The 16,383-nt window shown below is 62.4% G+C and carries 12 protein-coding genes; 9 read left to right on the forward strand and 3 right to left on the reverse strand.

What is annotated here, in order from left to right; translation table 11 throughout:
- Positions 1 to 48: 48 nt before the first annotated feature.
- The 5 genes from tig to ACIPY2_RS03270 all read left to right on the forward strand — a co-directional run bounded on the left by tig (position 49) and on the right by ACIPY2_RS03270 (position 5,136).
- The gene (gene tig / locus ACIPY2_RS03250) at positions 49 to 1,425 is read left to right on the forward strand and encodes a trigger factor (RefSeq protein WP_400264921.1); all 1,377 of its coding nucleotides are present in this window, start codon (positions 49 to 51) and stop codon (positions 1,423 to 1,425) included.
- A 219-nt stretch (positions 1,426 to 1,644) separates the two neighbouring features.
- Complete coding sequence (locus ACIPY2_RS03255; RefSeq protein ID WP_400265105.1) at positions 1,645 to 2,256, forward strand: ATP-dependent Clp protease proteolytic subunit; 612 nt, start codon at positions 1,645 to 1,647, stop codon at positions 2,254 to 2,256.
- A gap of 37 nt (positions 2,257 to 2,293) precedes the next feature.
- Positions 2,294 to 2,953 carry an ATP-dependent Clp protease proteolytic subunit gene (locus tag ACIPY2_RS03260; RefSeq protein ID WP_400264922.1) on the forward strand — a complete coding sequence of 220 codons (660 nt, stop codon included), beginning with the start codon at positions 2,294 to 2,296 and terminating at the stop codon, positions 2,951 to 2,953.
- 182 nt (positions 2,954 to 3,135) lie between these two features.
- Positions 3,136 to 4,425: an ATP-dependent Clp protease ATP-binding subunit ClpX gene (clpX, locus tag ACIPY2_RS03265; protein ID WP_400264923.1), complete on the forward strand. Its 1,290-nt coding sequence runs from the start codon at positions 3,136 to 3,138 to the stop codon at positions 4,423 to 4,425.
- 81 nt (positions 4,426 to 4,506) lie between these two features.
- A complete protein-coding gene (locus ACIPY2_RS03270) occupies positions 4,507 to 5,136 on the forward strand; it encodes a DsbA family protein (RefSeq protein ID WP_400264924.1) in 630 nt (209 codons plus the stop codon).
- 45 nt (positions 5,137 to 5,181) lie between these two features.
- Here ACIPY2_RS03270 and ACIPY2_RS03275 read toward each other — a convergent pair whose 3' ends face one another.
- Both ACIPY2_RS03275 and valS read right to left on the reverse strand, forming a co-directional pair.
- On the reverse strand, positions 5,182 to 6,057 hold the full coding sequence (locus tag ACIPY2_RS03275) for an Fpg/Nei family DNA glycosylase (RefSeq protein WP_400264925.1): 876 nt from the start codon (positions 6,055 to 6,057) through the stop codon (positions 5,182 to 5,184).
- Positions 6,058 to 6,419: 362 nt separating this feature from the next.
- Entirely contained in the window at positions 6,420 to 9,041 is a 2,622-nt protein-coding gene (gene valS / locus ACIPY2_RS03280) for a valine--tRNA ligase (protein WP_400264926.1), read from the reverse strand.
- Positions 9,042 to 9,114: 73 nt separating this feature from the next.
- On the opposite strand from valS, the gene ACIPY2_RS03285 reads away from it, so the two are divergent.
- Complete coding sequence (locus ACIPY2_RS03285) at positions 9,115 to 9,882, forward strand: SDR family oxidoreductase (protein WP_400264927.1); 768 nt, start codon at positions 9,115 to 9,117, stop codon at positions 9,880 to 9,882.
- A 3-nt stretch (positions 9,883 to 9,885) separates the two neighbouring features.
- On the opposite strand, the gene ACIPY2_RS03290 is transcribed toward ACIPY2_RS03285, so the two are convergent.
- Positions 9,886 to 10,914, reverse strand: a complete 1,029-nt coding sequence (locus ACIPY2_RS03290; protein ID WP_400264928.1) for an endonuclease/exonuclease/phosphatase family protein — start codon at positions 10,912 to 10,914, stop codon at positions 9,886 to 9,888.
- 330 nt (positions 10,915 to 11,244) lie between these two features.
- Here ACIPY2_RS03290 and ileS point away from each other — a divergent pair, with 330 nt between their 5' ends.
- The 3 genes from ileS to ACIPY2_RS03305 are packed head-to-tail and all read left to right on the forward strand — an operon-like array spanning position 11,245 to position 16,355.
- Complete coding sequence (gene ileS / locus ACIPY2_RS03295; RefSeq protein ID WP_400264929.1) at positions 11,245 to 14,535, forward strand: isoleucine--tRNA ligase; 3,291 nt, start codon at positions 11,245 to 11,247, stop codon at positions 14,533 to 14,535.
- A gap of 3 nt (positions 14,536 to 14,538) precedes the next feature.
- Positions 14,539 to 15,900 (forward strand): bifunctional folylpolyglutamate synthase/dihydrofolate synthase, encoded by a 1,362-nt coding sequence (locus ACIPY2_RS03300; RefSeq protein ID WP_400264930.1) that lies wholly within the window; start codon positions 14,539 to 14,541, stop codon positions 15,898 to 15,900.
- Positions 15,901 to 15,902: 2 nt separating this feature from the next.
- Positions 15,903 to 16,355, forward strand: coding sequence for a DUF4233 domain-containing protein (locus tag ACIPY2_RS03305; RefSeq protein WP_400264931.1), 453 nt, complete (start codon positions 15,903 to 15,905; stop codon positions 16,353 to 16,355).
- The last annotated feature ends 28 nt before the right edge of the window (positions 16,356 to 16,383 follow it).

A 16,383-nucleotide genomic window follows, 5' to 3' on the forward strand; every position in this document is an offset into this window, starting at 1 on the left:
CCGGGTGCGACAGAACCCCATACCCATCAATCCAGGAGTACTTAGACTGTGAAGAGCGCTGTCGAGAACCTCACCGCCACGCGGGTCAAGCTCAACGTTGAGGTTCCCTTTGAGGAACTGAAGCCGAGCATCGATGCCGCGTACAAGACCGTGGCTTCGCAGATCCAGGTCCCCGGATTCCGCAAGGGCAAGGTTCCCTCCAAGCTCATCGACCAGCGTGTCGGCCGTGGGTACGTTCTGGAGACCGCGATCAACGACGGCCTCAACGGCTGGTACCAGGCAGCTGTCCAGGAGACGGGCGTCCGCCCCCTGAGCCGTCCCGAGGTTGAAATCACCGAGGTTCCGGACCCCTCCGCAACCGACGGCGAGCTGAAGTTCCAGGTTGAGGTAGACGTACGTCCCGAGATTGAGCTTCCCGACTACGCCGGCATCAAGGTTGAGGTCGCGGCCGCCGAATCTTCGGACGAAGACGTGGACAAGGCCCTTGACGAACTCCGCGGCCGCTTCGGCACGCTGAAGTCCGTTGAGCGTCCTGCGAAGAACGATGACTTCCTGACCATCGACATCACCGCAACCATTGACGGAGAAGAGATCGACTCCGCAACCGGCCTGTCCTACCAGGTTGGCGCGGGCACCATGCTCGAGGGCCTGGACGAAGCCGTCACCGGCCTGTCCGCAGACGAAGAAGCGATCTTCGACACCACGCTCGTTGGCGGCGACCACGCCGGCGAGGCTGCCCAGGTGAAGGTTGTTGTCAAGGCAGTCAAGGAGCGCGAGCTTCCTGAGGCCAACGACGACTTCGCCCAGCTGGCATCCGAGTTCGACACCCTTGCCGAACTCCGCGAGGACCTCGCCAAGCAGGCTGCCGACTCCAAGGTTGTTGGCCAAGGCGTAGAAGCCCGTGACAAGGTCCTGGACAAGCTCGTGGAACTCGTAGAGGTTCCCGTGCCTGCCTCGGTTGTGGAAGAGCAGATCGAAGCGCACTTCAGCCCGGAGAACTCCCACGGCGAAGGCGACCACGACACCGAAGAGCACCGCGCCGAGGTCAAAGCCAACACCGAGCGTGCTTTCCAGAACGAGATCATCCTTGACGCCATTGCCGACAAGGAAGAAGTCAATGTCAGCCAGAACGAGCTGATCGACTACATCGTCACCACGGCAAGCCAGTACGGCATGGACCCGAACCAGTTCGCGCAGATCATTGACCAGAGCGGACAGGTCCCCATGATGGTTTCCGAGGTTCGCCGTCGCAAGGCCCTCGCAGTGGTCCTTGGCCAGGCCGAGGTTGTGGACTCCGAGGGCAACAAGGTTGACCTCACCGACTTCGTCCGTCCCGCGGGCGAAGAGGTCGAAGAAGCTCCGGCCGCCGCAGCGGAAGAAGCCGACGCTGTCGCCAGCGACGACCCCGCAGCAGTGAAGTTCTAGTTCCAGGCTTAGGCCGGCCCCGGATCCATGGATCCGGGGCCGGTTTGCTTTAAGGGCGTCCGGGGCACTGCGTACAAACGTGCGCCGTCAGCGAACAGTGCGATTCCGGCGAACAAATCGCCCGTGAATACGGTTAGTGTCCATGTAGTGAAGATCAGTGATGTCACTGGCACCAGCGAGAGGTAAGTACTTATGTCACAGCAATCAGAGGCTCCCCGGATGGCAACTGTCGATCCCGCGGCCCAGGACAACTACATCTACAACCGCCTGCTGAAAGAGCGCATCATCTGGCTGGGCTCGGAGGTCCGCGATGAGAACGCCAATGCCATCTGCTCGCAGCTTCTCCTCCTGTCCGCCGAAGACCCGGAGAAGGATATCTACCTTTACATCAACTCGCCCGGTGGTTCGGTGACCGCAGGCATGGCCATCTACGACACCATGCAGTTCATCCCCAATGACGTCGTAACGGTCGCTACGGGCCTTGCCGCATCAATGGGCCAGTTCCTCCTTTCCTCGGGCACCAAGGGCAAGCGCTATGCAACCCCCAACGCCCGTATCCTCATGCACCAGCCTTCCGGTGGCATCGGCGGCACGGCTTCGGACATCAAGATCCAGGCCGAGCTGATCCTCCACATGAAGAAGGTCATGGCTGAGCTCACCGCCGAGCAGACCGGCCAGACGGTTGAGACCATCCTCAAGGACAACGACCGCGATAAGTGGTTCACTGCCACGGAGGCTCTGGAATACGGCTTCTTCGACAAGATCTCGGCGCACGCCGGCTCTGTGGCCGGTGGCGGCGGAACGGCCAACCAGTCGAGCTCCGACAACTAGCCGGCACTAAGAACCACTGAAACCCAGGAGTAAAACAATGAACTACAACTTCGGATGGTCTGCCGGTAATCTCCCGTCCAGCCGCTACGTCCTGCCCCAGTTCGAAGAGCGCACCCCCTACGGCTTCAAGCGCCAGGACCCGTACACCAAGCTGTTCGAGGACCGCATCATCTTCCTCGGCGTGCAGGTTGACGATGCCTCCGCGGACGACATCATGGCGCAGTTGCTGGTACTGGAATCCACGGATCCGGATCGCGACATCACGCTGTACATCAATTCGCCTGGTGGTTCGTTCACCGCGATGACGGCCATTTACGACACCATGCAGTACATCCGTCCTGAGATCCAGACGGTGTGCCTGGGCCAGGCTGCCAGCGCAGCAGCAGTCCTGTTGGCTGCCGGGACCCCCGGCAAGCGCCTCGCACTCCCGAACGCCCGCGTGCTGATCCACCAGCCTGCCCTTTCGGGCGGCCAGGGCGGCCAGGCGTCAGACCTGGAAATCCAGGCCGCGGAAGTCATGCGCATGCGTACCTGGCTTGAGGAGACCCTGGCATACCACTCGGGCCGCACCGCAGAACAGGTCAACAACGACATCGAGCGCGACAAGATCCTGACTGCCGAAGAAGCCCGGAACTACGGACTGATCGACCAGGTCCTTGACTCCCGGAAGATCAAGCCACAGGCAATCGCCAGGTAGCACACGGAAATCGACGCCGGTGCGGTTCGCGAAATATGGACCGCACCGGCGTTCTGTTTCCACCCAAGCGGCCCATTGTGACCTAGAGTGGAAAGAGTCACGGTGGTGCCAACCGCGGCGAAGCCGCACACTTGAGTACGGCACGGAGCCGCATCACCCGTATGCAACGAAGGGATTCACACATGGCTCGGATTGGCGAGAGCACGGATCTGCTGAAGTGTTCTTTTTGCGGAAAGAGCCAGAAGCAGGTGCGGAAGCTGATTGCCGGACCCGGCGTGTACATCTGCGACGAGTGCATTGAACTGTGCAACGAAATCATTGAGGAGGAGCTGGCCGAGGTTTCGGACCTGGGCAGCTTTGAACTCCCCAAGCCGCGTGAAATCTTCGATTTCCTGCAGGAGTACGTCATTGGCCAGGAACCTGCCAAGCGTTCCTTGGCAGTAGCGGTCTACAACCATTACAAGCGTATCCAGGCAGGCCACGCCCCCAAGCCGGGCAGCCTTGGCGAGAGTGCCCATCACGAGGATGTGGAGATTGCCAAGTCGAACATCCTGTTGATTGGCCCCACCGGCTGCGGAAAGACCTACCTGGCGCAAACACTGGCTCGCCGACTCAACGTTCCGTTCGCCGTTGCCGACGCTACGGCCTTGACTGAGGCCGGCTACGTGGGTGAGGACGTTGAGAACATCCTCCTCAAACTCATCCAGGCCGCCGACTACGACGTCAAGAAGGCCGAACAGGGCATCATCTACATTGATGAGATCGACAAGATCTCACGCAAGAGCGAGAATCCCTCGATCACCCGCGATGTTTCCGGCGAAGGCGTACAGCAGGCGTTGCTGAAGATCCTCGAGGGAACCGTAGCCTCGGTTCCACCCCAGGGCGGGCGCAAGCACCCGCATCAGGAATTCATCCAGATCGATACCACCAATGTCCTCTTTATTGTGGCGGGCGCTTTCGCGGGCCTGGAAGACATCATTGGTTCGCGGTCCGGGCGAAAGGGTATCGGCTTCGGTGCCCAGCTCAATGAGGTGCGGGACAACGTGGACACCTACGGTGAAGTCATGCCGGAGGACCTCCTCAAGTTCGGCCTGATTCCTGAATTCATTGGACGGCTTCCTGTCATCACGACCGTCTCCAACCTTGACCGCCCGGCTTTGATCCAGATTCTTTCCACGCCAAAGAACGCCCTGGTCAAGCAGTACCAGAAGATGTTCCAGCTGGATGGCGTGGAGCTTCAGTTCGATGATGACGCCCTGGACGCCATTGCCGATCAGGCCTTGGAGCGCGGTACCGGGGCGCGTGGCCTGCGGGCCATCATGGAAGAAGTGTTGCTGCCGGTGATGTTTGATCTCCCCAGCCGGGACGACATCGCCACTGTGGTCATCACGGCGGATGTCGTTGCCAAGAAGGCGCAGCCCACCATGATTGCGCACGACGTCGTAGCCAAGCGGCGGAATAAGTCCGCCTGAGCGCCGGTTGCAGGAAACAGCGGTTGAGTCCGCCGTTCCACACCGTTTGCGTGCCCTTTTCCAACGTCCTTAGGAGTTCCCGTGCCTGAACAGACCACGCCCGAACAGACAGTCAACAAAGCCGACTTCTGGTTCGACCCCGCCTGCCCCTTCGCGTGGATCACATCGCGCTGGATCGGGGAAGTGGAGCAGGTGCGCGGCATCGAAACCGAGTGGCACGTGATGAGCTTGTCCGTCCTGAACGAGGGGCGCGAGCTTCCGGAAGAGTATCGTGCACTGATGGACCAGAGCTGGGGTCCGGTAAGGGTCATTATTGCCGCGCAGGAGCTTCACGGCAGCGAGTACGTCAAGCCGCTCTACGACGCCATGGGTGAGGCAATCCATCACGAGGGCAACAAGGACCGCCCATCCGTGATCCGGAAGGCACTGGCCGAGGTGGGCCTTCCGGCAGAGCTGGCCCGCTTTGCCGATTCCGATGAATACGATGCCCGGTTGCGTGCCAGCCACGAGGCCGGCATATCCCTGGTGGGGCAGGACGTCGGAACGCCGGTAGTTGCCTTCAACGGCACTGCGTTCTTCGGCCCGGTGCTGACCCGGATTCCCCGTGGCGAAGATGCCGGCAAGATCTGGGACGCCACTGTTGCGCTGGCCGGGTACCCGCACTTCTTCGAACTCAAGCGGAGCAGGACCGAAAGCCCTGAATTCAACTAGCTCCTGAGGACATCCGGCCCCTGAGCCGGGCTGCCCCTCCGGCTGCTACTTCAGGAACCGCGATGTCCTTCTGTCCGCAAGGATCTTGCCGTTCGTTTGGCATGTAGCGCAGTACTGCAGGGAGGTGTCCGCGAAGGACACCTCCCTTATTGTGTCCCCACACACCGGGCAGGGCTGGCCGGTCCGCGCATGGACCCGGAAGTTGCTCCGCTTGGTGTCTTTAAGCTCGCTTGACGGCTTTCCCGCGGCAGCAGTGACGGCGCTGACAAGGACCTCCTGCATCGCAGCGTAGAGCCGGGAGATTGTTTCTTCGTCCAAGGACTTGGCTATGGCGAAAGGCGAGATTTTTGCCGCATGCAGGATTTCGTCGCTGTACGCGTTTCCGATGCCGGCAATTACCCCTTGGCTCCTGAGCAGGCCCTTGATCTGGTGCGGGCTGGACTTGACGATTTCTGCCAAGGCTTGGCGGTCAAAGTCCGGACTGAGCGGTTCCGGACCCAGGCTGGCTATCCCCGGAACATCATGGGGGTCCCGGACGACGTAGATGGCAAGGCTCTTCTTGGTGCCGGCCTCGGTGAGGTCCATACCGATGTGCGTTTCGTCAGCGGCACGTTCCAGGAGCAACCGCGCAGCAATGTTGCTTTTGCCCATCCGCAGTGCTGCTGCGGAGGGATGCTCGGTGTACCGCACCCAGCCCGCCTTGGCCAGATGGAACACGAAGTACAACCCATCGGCCTCCATGCAAACGAACTTGCCATGGCGCCTGACACCGCTGACTTCCCGGCCTTCCAATGCGGTATAGGGTGGATCGGCGGTCTTGAGCGCGGAGATGGAGTTAATGAGCACGCGCGACACTTCGGCTCCGCGGAGTTGTGTGTCCAGGTAGGTGCACAGGGCATGCACTTCGGGCAGTTCCGGCATGGCATTACTCTGCCACAAGCCGCAGCAAAAAATCCCGGAAACTACAGGTTTGTAGTTACTCCGGAGCCCTTGTGGATCGCCGGGAGCAGGGCAACAATTGTATTTACCCACTTCGAAAGAAGAGGGACACGGAAACCGAAGATTCAGTGATATGCAACCGACGCAGCCTTTGGCAAAGCCGGAAGCAAGCTACCAGTGACGTGGTAGGAAGACCTGAAATTCCGAGGAGTCCGCCAGACTGTCAAGTCGTCACCGGACAGCCGAAAAGTCGAAGCCCCACCAACGGCAAAACGCTGATGGGGCTTCCCCTTTGCCCGGAAACTTGCCCGGCTACTTGCCCGGTCTTCCGGGCCACGACGTGGCTACGAAGCCGGCGTCTCCTCCGGCTGTGCCAGGACAACGTCGCTGACGGTCAGGTCGCCTTCGCCTGACTGGAGGCTGATCTCCTGGGCGTTGGCCGCAGCCTTCAGGTCACCCAAGCCAGCCTTCAGCTGCGCGATGAGCATCTCGTTGGCCGTGATCGAGGCTGAAAGAACCTCGGTCCGTTGCTTGACCTTGGCCTCGGACTTGGCCTTGCGGATGCCGCTGAGGGCCAGGCCCACAGTCCCGAGCATGGTGGTGTCGCCGTCGGAAATTTCCAAGGCGGCGGGCCATGCTGCACGGTGGACTGAACCTGTGCGCCACCAGCTCCACACCTCTTCGGTCGCGAAGGGCAAGAACGGCGCGAAGAGCCGCAGCAGCGAGTCGAGCGTGGTAGCGAGGGCGGCCAGGACGGACGCCTGTTCGGACTCGCCGGCTGCGCCGTAGGCACGGTCCTTGATCAGTTCGACGTAGTCGTCGGTGAACTGCCAGAAGAACGATTCCGTGATCTGGAGGGCACGCGCGTAGTCGTAGTTGTCGAACGCCTTGGTGGACTGCGCCACGACGTCGGAAAGCTGCGCCAGGAGCGCGCGGTCCAGCGGGTTGGTCAGGACTGAAAGATCCGAGGTCACCACGGAGTTCTCGGTGGCGCCCAGGTTCAGGACGAACTTGGAGGCGTTCAGCAGCTTGATGGCCAGGCGGCGGCCGATCTTCATCTGGGCGATCTCGTACGCGGTGTCCGCGCCGAGCTTGGCCGATGCCGCCCAGTAGCGGACGGCGTCCGATCCGTACTCGTTCAACACATCGGTGGGCACCACGACGTTGCCCTTGGACTTGGACATCTTCTTGCGGTCCGGGTCCAGGATCCAGCCGGAGATGGCGGCGTGCTTCCACGGCGCGCTCTTCTGCAACGCGTCGGCACGGACCACGGACGAGAACAGCCAGGTACGGATGATGTCGTGGCCCTGGGGGCGGAGGTCGAAGGGGTACACCTTGGAGAAAAGTTCTTCGTCCCGGCTCCATCCACCAACGATCTGCGGGGTGAGCGAGGACGTGGCCCAGGTATCCAGGACGTCCGCGTCCCCGGTGAAGCCGTTCGGCTGGTCACGCTGTGATTCGTCGAAGCCCGGAGCTGCATCTGCTGCGGGATCCACCGGAAGCATCCCGTCCGAGGGCAGAATCGGGTTGTCGTATTCCGGATTCCCTTGGGCATCCAGCGGATACCAGACAGGGATCGGCACGCCGAAGAAGCGCTGGCGGGACACGAGCCAATCGCCGTTGAGGCCGGCAATCCAGTTCTCATAGCGGGACCGCATGAAGGCCGGGTGGAAGTCGATTTCCTGGCCGCGGCCGATCAGGCGCTCACGCCGGTCTTCATCCCGGCCGCCGTTGCGGATGTACCACTGGCGTGAGGTGACCACCTCAAGGGGCTTGTCGCCCTTTTCGAAGAAGTTCACGGGGTGGGTGATTTTCTTGGGCTCGCCGTCCAGCAGGTCCGCTGCTTTCAGGAGTTCAACCACAGCTTCCTTGGCCGAGAAGGCAGTCTTGCCGGCGATCGCGGCGTAGGCTTCCTTGCCGGCGTCGGTGGTGATCCATTCCGGGGTGTCGGCGATGATGCGACCGTCGCGTCCCATGATGGCGCGGGTGGGCAACTGCAGTTCCCGCCACCAGGTGACATCGGTCAGGTCGCCGAAGGTACAGACCATGGCAATACCGGAGCCCTTGTCAGCCTTGGCCAGCGGGTGGGCCTTGACCTCAAGCTCGACGTCGAACAGGGGAGACTTCACGGTTTTGCCGAACAGCGGCTGGTACCGGTCGTCGTCGGGGTTTGCCACCAGGGCTGCGCAGGCAGCCAGCAGCTCGGGACGGGTGGTCTCGATGTAGATCTTTTCGCCGTCTTCGGTGAAGAAGGGGTAGCGGTAGTAGGCGCCGGGGACTTCGCGGTCCTCAAGCTCCGCCTGGGCCACGGCGGTACGGAAGGTGACGTCCCAGAGCGTTGGGGCCTCTGCCATGTAGGCGTCGCCGGCGGCAAGGTTGGCCAGGAAGGCGCGCTGGGACACCGCGCGCGAGGTGTCATCGATGGTGCGGTAGGTCAGGTCCCAGTCCACGGACAGGCCGAGTGTCTGGAAGAGGTTTTCGAAGACTTTCTCGTCCTCAACGGCAAGTTCTTCGCACAGTTCGATGAAGTTCTGGCGCGAAACGACGTCGAAATCGCGCTGGTTCTTCGCAGGCTGGGCAGGCGGGCGGTAATCGGCGTTGTACGGGATGGCGGGATCGCAACGCACACCGTAGTAGTTCTGGACACGGCGCTCCGTGGGCAGGCCGTTGTCATCCCAACCCATGGGGTAGAAGACATTCTTGCCGGTCATGCGCATGTAGCGGGCCTGCACGTCCGTCTGGGTGAAGGAGAACATGTGGCCTACGTGGAGGGAGCCCGAAGCCGTAGGCGGGGGAGTGTCGATCGAGTAGACCTGCTCCCGGGTGGTGTCCGGGTTGAACTTGTAGGTTCCCTCCTCAAGCCAGCGCTGCGTCAGGGCAACCTCGAGGCCTTCAAGGGCCGGCTTGTCGGGGACGTTGATGGGGGCGGTGGCGGGCGTGTCTGTACCCTGCGTTGATTCAGCCATGGGTCAATTGTTTCATGGCCCGGGGTTACAGCCCGCCTTCGGTGGCGAGGGCCTGGATCGATAGTGTGGTGCCATGACTTTGGCAGCACAGACACAGAACAAGACAGCAGTAGTTACGGGCGCCAGCACCGGCATCGGCGAGGCTACGGTCCGGGCGCTGGCCGCCACGGGATGGAAGGTATACGCCGTGGCGCGCCGGGCCGACCGCCTGGAAGCCTTGGGCGCAGAGACCGGGGCGGTTCCGTTTCCCGCCGATGTGACCAACGACGACGACGTCGCTGCCCTGCTTGCCGCCGTCACCGAGGGCGGGGGCGCCGATACCCTCATCAACATCGCCGGTGGCGCCCGCGGCGCTGACACGATCGGCAATGCGGACACTGACGACTGGGACTGGATGTATCAGGTCAACGTGGTGGGAACCATGAAAACCACCCGTGCCTTCCTGCCCATGCTCCGTGAGAACGGCGAAGGCACAGTCCTGAACCTGACGTCTACAGCCGGACTCGCGGCCTACGAAGGCGGCGCCGGCTACAACGCAGCCAAATTCGCCCAGCACGCCATGACGAACGCGCTCCGGCTTGAGGAAGTGGGAAACAATATCCGGGTGATCGAGGTGGCCCCCGGCCTGGTCCACACCGAGGAGTTCGCACTGAACCGCTTGGGGGACAAGGATGCGGCGGCCAAGGTGTACGCCGGCGTGGACAAGCCCTTGACGGCCGACGACGTTGCGGACGTGGTCCGGTACGCGGTATCCCTGCCCCACCACATCAACTTGGACCAGATCGTGGTCCGGCCCGTTGCGCAGGCGGCCAACCACAAGCTCATCCGCAAGCAGGACTAGGGCCTAGCCGGCAGGAATACTGAGCTGCGCAATGAGGGCGGCGTGATCCGTCCCAGGTACAGGGTGCACTGAGTAGTCGCTGCCGGCAATCCGGGGCGAGGTGACAACGTGGTCGATCACCACGCCGGGCAATGCCCGTCCCTCCAAGGGCCACGTGGGGGAGAACCTTCCCCATGAGGCCGTCCCGACGTCCACCAGCTTGTTGCCGTCCGGGCCTTCATCCAACAGTGCCCTGAACTCGGCGTGGTCATAGGTTGCGTTGTAGTCGCCCATCAGGACCTGGTTGCCTTGGCTCCCGGCCTGGTGGGAGATCTTGAGAAGGTCGCTGCGCCACTGGCTGATCCGCTCATCGACGGGCGGCAGCGTGTGGACATTGGTCAGGGTCAGGGCCGCCTTGGTCCCGGAACCCTCGACCACAACGCGGGTGGCCGCCATGCGGAATGGCGTGTCCGGCAAGAGCCCCTCGGATGACAGGGGGAAGACCGAGTACACAGCGGCGCCGGATCCGTCGTTATTGGGAGTGCTGATCCTGTGGGACAGGAGGGCATCAAGGCCCTCAGTGCTGAGCCGCTCCTGCAGGGCAGGGGAAAACTCCTGAAGGGCCAGCAGTTGGACCCCGTTGTCGCGGACCAATTGCACGATCCTGGCCGCGTCGGCTTCACCAAACTCGGTGTTGATGCTCATTACCTTCAGCGGGACTGTTGCGGTCCCGTCCTTCAAAGCCACGGGACGCCCGTAGTCCAGCGGAAAGAGCCAGAACAACTGCACAGCCAGCAGGGCCGCCGTCGTCATCACCATCCAGCGACGCCGCCCCGGCAGTGCCAGCCCCAAAGCGATCCCGGCCGGTACCGTCAGCCACGGCGTAAAAGCGAGTGCTTGGACCACCGGTAACGGCCATTCAACGTCGATCGCCCGAAACAAAGACGCGCTGGCCACCGGCAGCGCAACCAAGGCCGCGAAAACGGAGCAGGCGATCGAAGCCCTGGGGCGCCCCGGACGGGTAGGACGGAGGGCAGCGGCAGGTTCGGTCATGCCGCTGAGTTTATGCAGCGAGGCCGCCCACAACCGTCCTCCCAAGGGATGAACCTGCGAGTGGAGGATGAAGCTTCCCTGCCGCTAGACTTGGGGTACAAGCTTCGACCCGGCCATCACCGGTGAGCTTCCGGAAGAACAGCGCTGACGGCCCGCAGGGAATGAAGCGCCCAGTAGAACCGGACGGGTAAGCCCGTCACAGCAGTAATGAGAGGCCGGAACATTACGTTCCGGTAAGTGAGGTGGTACCGCGGTACCGGTTTCGGCGAAGATCGAAACCGAAGCCGTCCTCGCATCCTGACAGTCAACCAGCTATCACCAGGATATGAGATGACCCACTACCCCAAGGCCTCAGCATCGCCTTCCGGCACGCAAGGCGTGTCCGCTTCCGTGAAGTTCCCGGAAATCGAAGAGCGCATCCTCAAATACTGGGACCAGGACGGCACCTTCCAAGCAAGCATCGACCAGCGCGAGGCAGGCCAGGACGGCAGCAACGAATTCGTTTTCTACGACGGCCCGCCCTTCGCCAACGGCCTGCCCCACTACGGTCACCTCCTCACCGGCTACGCCAAGGACCTCGTAGGCCGCTACCAGACCCAGCGCGGAAAGCGCGTCGAACGCCGCTTCGGCTGGGACACCCACGGCCTCCCCGCAGAGCTCGAAGCCATGAAGCAACTGGGCATGACGGACAAGACCCAGATCGAAGCCATGGGCATCGACAAGTTCAATGACGCCTGCCGGGCATCCGTCATGAAGTACGCCAACGAATGGAAGGCCTACGTCACCCGCCAGGCACGCTGGGTGGACTTCGACAATGACTACAAGACCCTCAACGTCGAATACATGGAGTCCGTGCTCTGGGCCTTCAAGCAGCTCCACGAGAAGGGCCTGACCTACAACGGTTACCGCGTCCTCCCATACTGCTGGAAGGACGAAACACCGCTGTCCAACCACGAGCTGCGCATGGACGACGACGTCTACAAGAACCGCCAGGACCAGACGGTCACGGTCACTTTCCCCATCAAGGCAGGAGAGTCCGAGGTTTCAAAGGCGCTCGCAGGAGTCCAGGCCCTCGCCTGGACCACCACGCCCTGGACGCTGCCCACCAACCTGGCGCTCGCCGTCGGGCCTGATATCAGTTACGCCGTCGTGCCCGCTGGACCCAACGGCGTCAAGGCCGCTTCTTCTGAAGCTCCGGTTACAGGGAACTTCCTCCTGGCAGCGGACCTTCTTGGGTCCTATGCCAAGGATCTGGGGTACGACGACGGCGCTGCCGCAACCGCCGCCGTCACCGCCACTTACACGGGCTCCCAGTTGGAGGGCTTGGAGTACGAGCCGCTGTGGAACGACTTCGCCGACACGGAGAAGTACGGTACGCAGAACGCCTGGCGGATCCTTGTTGCCGACTACGTCACCACCACTGACGGTACGGGCATCGTCCACCAGGCTCCTGCTTACGGCGAGGACGACCAGAAGGTCTGTGAGGAAGCGGGAATCCCGGTGGTCCTCTCCGTTGACGAGGGCGCCAAGTTCCTGCCCTTGTTTGCCCACGGAGAGCTCGCCGACATCGTTGGCCTGCAGGTTTTCGAAGCCAACAAGCCCATCACCCAGGTGCTGCGCGCCGACGGCCGGCTGGTCCGCCAGGCGAGCTACGAGCACAGCTACCCGCACTGCTGGCGTTGCCGCAACCCGCTGATCTACCGCGCCGTGTCCTCGTGGTACGTGGAAGTCACCAAGTTCAAGGACCGTATGTCCGAGCTGAACCAGGAGATCAACTGGATCCCGGGCAACGTCAAGGACGGCCAGTTCGGCAAGTGGCTCGAAAACGCCCGCGACTGGTCCATCAGCCGTAACCGCTACTGGGGTTCGCCGATCCCGGTGTGGCAGTCCGATGACCCGGAGTACCCGCGCACTGACGTCTACGGCTCCCTCGCGGACCTTGAAGCCGATTTCGGCCGGCTGCCTGTAAACAACGAGGGCCAGGTTGACCTCCACCGGCCCTTCATCGACGAATTGACCCGTCCCAACCCGGACGACCCCACGGGCAAGTCCACCATGCGCCGCGTGGAAGATGTCCTGGACGTGTGGTTCGACTCCGGCTCGATGCCTTACGGCCAGGTCCATTACCCGTTCCAGAACGAGGAGTGGTTCAACACCCATAACCCCGCGGACTTCATCGTGGAGTACATCGGCCAGACCCGTGGCTGGTTCTACATGCTCCACATCCTGTCCACTGCGCTGTTCGACCGTCCCGCTTTCCGCAACGTCATCAGCCACGGCATCGTGCTGGGCTCGGACGGGCAGAAGATGTCCAAGAGCCTGCGGAACTACCCGGACGTCTCCGAAGTCCTGGACCGTGACGGTTCCGACGCAATGCGCTGGTTCCTCATGTCCAGCCCCATCCTCCGTGGTGGAAACCTGATCGTCACCGAACAGGGCATCCGCGACGGCGTTCGCCAGGTCATCCTGCCGCTCTGGAACGTGTACAGCTTCTTCACGCTCTACACGAACGCCTCCAATGGCGGGGCGGGCTACGATGCCAAGCTTCGTTACGACGGCTACTCGGACACGCTGGACCAGTACCTCCTGGCCAACACCGGTGACCTGGTCCGCAAGGTCACCGGGAGCCTGGACACCTACGACATCTCCGGCGCCTGCGATGAAATGCGCAGCTACCTGGATATGCTCACCAACTGGTACGTCCGGCGCAGCCGGCAGCGTTTCTTCGACGAGAACGTGGACGCTTTCGACGCCCTGTACACGGCGTTGGAGGCAGTGTGCCGCGTCGCTGCCTCACTGCTGCCCCTCGTTAGCGAAGAGATCTGGCGCGGCCTTACGGGCGGTCGTTCCGTGCATCTGGCCGACTGGCCGGACGCCGACCTCTTCCCGGCCAACCAGGAACTTGTGGAGGCCATGGACCGGGTCCAGCAGATCTGCTCCACCGGTTCCAGCTTGCGCAAGGCCGCAAACCTGCGCGTCCGCCTGCCGTTGCAGGAGCTGACCGTGGTGGCACCCGGCGCGGATGCGCTGGAAGGTTTCGCCGCCGTCGTCGCCGACGAACTGAACATTCGCTCCGTGCGGTTGCTGGACGCCGCCTCGGCCTCGCCGGAAGAGTTCGGCATCCAGCAGAAGCTGGTGGTCAACGCCCGTGCGGCCGGCCCGCGCCTGGGCAAGAACGTCCAGCAGGCCATCAAGGGTTCCAAGTCCGGCGACTGGTCCGTGACCGATGCCGGCGTGGTTGTGGCCGGTGGGCTCGAACTCGAGCCGCAGGAATACACGCTGGAAACCGTCGTGGCAGAAACGGCCGACGGCGGTGCTGCCGCCGCGGCTGCCGTTCTACCGAGTGGCGGATTCGTGGTCCTCAACACCGAGGTCACGCCCGAACTTGCCGCCGAAGGCCTGGCCCGCGACATGGTCCGTGCCATCCAGCAGTCGCGCAAGGACGCAGGATTGAATGTGAGCGACCGTATCAAGACCACGGTGGAGGCGCAGCAGGACGTTGTTGACGCCCTCAACGCCAACGCGGAGCTCGTCAAGACGGAAACACTGACCTTGGAACTGGACGTCCTGGTGTCAGGCGCCGGGGAACCGAAGATCACCGTAGAGAAGGCAGGGGCCTGATCCATGACTGACGAATTCTCTGTGGAGAGCGTTTACGCCGAGCTTCTGGGCCGTGCCCCGGAGAACAAGATGGAACCGCGGCTGGCCCCGTTGTTCCGCGCCATGGACGTCTTGGGCGAGCCGAACAAGGCCTACCCGATCATCCACATCACCGGCACCAACGGCAAGACCTCTACTGCACGCATGGTTGAGGCCGGGCTTCGTGCCCACGGCCTCAGCACGGGCCGTTACACCAGTCCGCATCTGTCCAAGGTGACCGAGCGCATCAGCATCAACGGCGAACCCGTTCCCGATGAGACCTTCGTCCGTATTTGGGACGAGATCCGGCCGTACCTGGAGATCGTGGACAACGAACTGATTGCAGATGGCCAGCCGCGCCTGACCTACTTTGAGTGCGTGACCATCCTGGGTTTCGCCATTTTCGCCGACCAGCCGGTGGATGTGGCCGTGTTCGAGGTGGGCCTTGGCGGCATCACTGACGCAACCAACGTGGGTGACGGACAGGTTTCCGTGATCACCCCCATTTCCTTGGACCACACCGACCTCCTCGGCGACACAACCGAGGATATTGCCTACGAGAAAGCCGGCATCATCAAGCCCGGCGGCTTCCTGGTCAGCGCAGCACAGCCGGTGGACGCGGCCCAGGTCCTGCTGGACAAGGCACGTGAAGTGGACGTTCCGTTCCGTTTCGAGGGCGTCGAATTCGGTGTGGAGTCCCGGAGTGTCGCTGTCGGCGGGCAGGTAGTCACCATCCAAGGCTTGGCTGGACGGTATGAGGACTTGCTCTTGCCGCTGCATGGTGCCCACCAGGCCGAAAATGCGGCTGTTGCCGTTGCGGCACTTGAAGCATTCTTCGGCGGGGGGGAGAAGGAGCTTGACGCAGACGTCCTGCGCGAGGCTTTCGGGAACGTGAGCTCGCCGGGCCGGCTGGAAGTGGTGCGTACTGCGCCGACCATAGTGGTGGATGCAGCCCACAACCCCGACGGCATCCGGGTATCCGCCGAAGCCATCCATGAAGCCTTCAGCTTCAACAAGCTGGTGGTGGTCGTAGGCATCCTGCAGGAGAAGGACGCTGAAGAGATCCTCAAGACCCTCAAGGAGGCCCTCGGGGATCTTGCTGAAGAGTTCTGCTTTACGCAGTCCAATTCGCCGCGCGCCATCCCGGCAGCAGAGCTCGCCGAACTTGCAGTCGACCTTGGCTTTGGCGAAGAGAACGTGCACATCGCTGAACAGCTGGACGACGCTTTGGAATGGGCTGTGGAGCGTTCGGAATCGAATGATGACTTTGCCGGAGGTGTGCTGGTCACCGGTTCCATCACCTTGGTGGCCGAAGCCCGCATCCTGCTCGGAAAGGCCGGTGCCTGAACATGGCGAAACTGACCAAGGCACAGCGTGAATGGCGCCCGGGCATGCCGAAGAAGCGCCGCTCCACCAAAGTCATGTTTGGCTCCACTGTCCTGCTCCTTGAGGCCTTCGTGGCCTTCTTTGGGACGTTGGTCGTCTTCGGGCTCAAACGCGGCGAAGTTGCGCCCGGGATCATTCTGGGGGTCGGCATCGCCCTGAGCATCATCCTGGTCCTTGCTTGCGCGGTTCTGTCCAAGCCCTGGGGGATCGGCCTGGGTTGGGCGTTGCAGCTGATCCTTATCCTGACTGGATTGGCAGAACCCACCATGTTCATCGTTGGCATCCTGTTTGCCGCCTGTTGGTGGTACGGGATCCGGATGGGCATGAAAATCGACCGGGAAGTAGCCCAACGCGACCGGGAGCAGGCCGAATGGGACGCGGCACACCGGGACGGAGCCGAACCGGAAACACCGTAAACTGGCTGGGAAACCCACCAAGCAACCA

This window comes from Paenarthrobacter sp. NPDC089675, from assembly GCF_044749185.1.
Lineage (GTDB): Bacteria > Actinomycetota > Actinomycetes > Actinomycetales > Micrococcaceae > Arthrobacter.